Annotated in this window: 2 protein-coding genes; both read right to left on the reverse strand. The window is 20.7% G+C overall.

Annotated features, from left to right (window positions below; all coding sequences use genetic code 11):
- Positions 1 to 333: 333 nt before the first annotated feature.
- The gene (locus KTO59_RS03890; protein WP_284928736.1) at positions 334 to 507 is read right to left on the reverse strand and encodes a hypothetical protein; all 174 of its coding nucleotides are present in this window, start codon (positions 505 to 507) and stop codon (positions 334 to 336) included.
- A 1,141-nt stretch (positions 508 to 1,648) separates the two neighbouring features.
- Positions 1,649 to 1,816: a hypothetical protein gene (locus KTO59_RS03895; protein WP_284928737.1), complete on the reverse strand. Its 168-nt coding sequence runs from the start codon at positions 1,814 to 1,816 to the stop codon at positions 1,649 to 1,651.
- Positions 1,817 to 2,911 lie beyond the last annotated feature (1,095 nt).

A 2,911-nucleotide genomic window follows, 5' to 3' on the forward strand; every position in this document is an offset into this window, starting at 1 on the left:
TTGCACTGTTTCGTTTTAATACAACTTTTCATTTTAAAATTATAGAACGGAATCAGCTGTTTTTAAGTTGTAAATATGACTATCAATCAACTAAATTTAAGATATAAATCTTTTGTTATAGGTTAGTTTTTGACTAATACCCAACGAGTAGCAAGTTTCCAAGCATAAGGCTTACTATCGCCGTATTATACAAAATTATAAATGTTTTTTTAATTCATTTTTAATGACTAATTCTTGTTTTTGTATTTTTTTTATTTTTATCTATTTCAAAAATTTTCTCCTTTCTTTTTTTATTAAAATAAAAAAAAATAAAATTATTCTTAATTTAAAAGTTTAACGACATGGTATGACCGATTTATTTTCTCTTTTTGCTAAAAACAAAAAAAGACTAGTTTTTTTAACTAGTCTTTTAGTCTTTTTGGTAACCATCAAAATAGAATCAAAATAAATATAAATATAAATCAAAGTATTATATAATTTAATTTTGTTTGTTGTTTTGTTTTTCATAATACTGTTCACTTATAAGAAAGTAATTATTTTTAGCTATTGTTTTATTAAAATCTTTTTCAAATCAAGAGAAACCTAACCATTTAAAAAATTTAACATAAATAACCCACCAATTTGCAAAAAAAATAATTGTACAATAAAAATAAAATATAAGTAAAACAACCATAAAACTTTTGAATAACCAAATATATTGAAATTTAGTAATTATTGACACAATTAACAATATAATAGCTAATAAAAAAGATATAGTTCTGTAAGGATTATGAGGTGGTGTATTATTTCTCTGGCGTACATGGAAGAAACCATCACAGTAGATTCTGAAAATTAAATATTTTCGAGTTTTTTTCTTTGCTAGGATCTTTATATATAAACTCTGGACCTTTAGTAATTTTAAAATAAACATTTGTAAATATACCCATAATAAAAAAGAAAGGAATACCATATATAATAATACCTAAACTAAAACCAAATATATTATCATTTACAAATAGTTGTTTGTTTTCTGGATCTTTTATTAAAAAAATAACAATAATATCTAAGATTAAAACTATAAAAAAACTATTAATTTAAATAATTTTATTTTTTTCATTTTTTACTTTTTTTTATTCAATTACCAAAATTTTACTAATTTGACGAAAGTATCGTAAGTTCAGTAAAAAATATCTTTAGTTGTATTAACGGTGTGGCTTTAACAGTTTATTCAGCGACGCCTATTACACTTTCCTCTACATTTTCTACTAAATATAATAGAGTTTTCAATCTTATAATCTTGGAGAGATACAGATTTGCTAACTGAATTAAAAATATTAACTCGATAACTAATAGTTTTACTATAAGTTTTCCAACCTTCTAAAATTACTTGCTCTAAATTTCTAACTACTGGAATGTCATCAACAACATCTACACATCCCATAATAAAATCTTCAACACCGCCAATAGCTTTACTTGCTGTTTCTAAATCATCAGGATTTTTTTCTAAATATCACCTACATAATTAACTAATTTTTCACTAGCGACTCCTGAAATACCATTAATTAAAAATTACCAACACTCAAACTCTTAATAGCTTTACAAGATACTTTTTTCGTTATTTTCTATTATTTTTTTAATTATTTTTTGATCGAAAGAAAGATTGGTATTTTTAAAATGTTGAAGTTTTAATAATATCATTATGTTGTAAAAGATCAACTTCTGGTGTTTTCCAAAAACAATACATATGAGGAGAACCGTTGCCTAACCATCTTAAATCGATAAAATCATAATTCTCATCTCTTCCATTACGAGAACCACCATCAAAATAAACAGCCAATAAATCATCATCATTGTCTTTAATAAACCAATGAAGACTACTATTTCTTTCTTTATTATAAGAAGGAGTTTTAGAAACATTATTATCAAAGAAGAATTAAAATTATTTTTAATATAATTTAAAACATCATTATTGTCAGCGTTTTTATCTAAAAGAACATGAATAATCTCAGTTCCTCTAATTGTTCTTTCATAAATTTCATTATCTTTATAAACGAAAAACTGTATTATTAGATATGAAAAATAAGATAAAGGGGATAAAAAAATAATAATTTAACTTTAAAATTTAAAAAAATTTTTAAAAACATAAAACCTCCATATTTTAAAATTAATAAAAATGTCTATGAGAAATAAATACCTATATAAATGTTTTTTTACTTTTATTTTTTAATCTAAATATATATTTTTTTCATTAAATATATATATGATTATTAATTACTATTATATTAGTAATTCAATAAAATGTCAATTTTTTTTTAAACAAATAATATAATTTATAAAAAATAACAGTTTTTTAAAAAAAATGTAAATGTTTTTTTAATTCATTTTTAATGACTAATTCTTGTTTTGTATTTTTATCTTAATTTCTGAATTAATTTAAATTTGATTGATAAATGATTAATTCTTTCTCTTATTATATTTCTGATTTGATAATTTGTTATATAATCATCGTTGTATCGAAATCTAAAATAAATGTTTAGTAATTCTTTTTTAAATTATTATGTTATTGTTAATTAACAAATAATTCTTTATTTTTTTAAAATTGAATCTTTATTGCTTTTTTTTGAGAAGAACAATATGATTAGTGTTCTCTTATCGATTAATTCTTTTTTAAGTCTTAAATTTAATCTCTTTTTTTAAAACTTCTTTCTTTATTTACTTTTTGATAAATAATAACTAATTGAAAAATGGAGTTTAATTTAAGTAATAAAAAAATAACTTATTTAATAATTAAAATTAAATTGTTGTTAATGGAATGGGGAGCGGTTCGATGTATCTAAAATTATTCATTTTTAAAACCTCTTTTTACTAAAAACAAAAAAAAGACTAGTTTTTTAACTAATCTTTTCGGTATTAAAAATGAATTTATCCATAT

Origin of the sequence: Candidatus Phytoplasma sp. AldY-WA1 (assembly GCF_020312115.2) — a bacterium.
Lineage (GTDB): Bacteria > Bacillota_I > Bacilli_A > Acholeplasmatales > Acholeplasmataceae > Phytoplasma > Phytoplasma vitis.

Bases quoted from the DNA above. Each gene is read 5' to 3' on its own strand.
- KTO59_RS03890 (WP_284928736.1), bottom strand. From the start codon at position 507: ATGAAAAACAAAACAACAAACAAAATTAAATTATATAATACTTTGATT.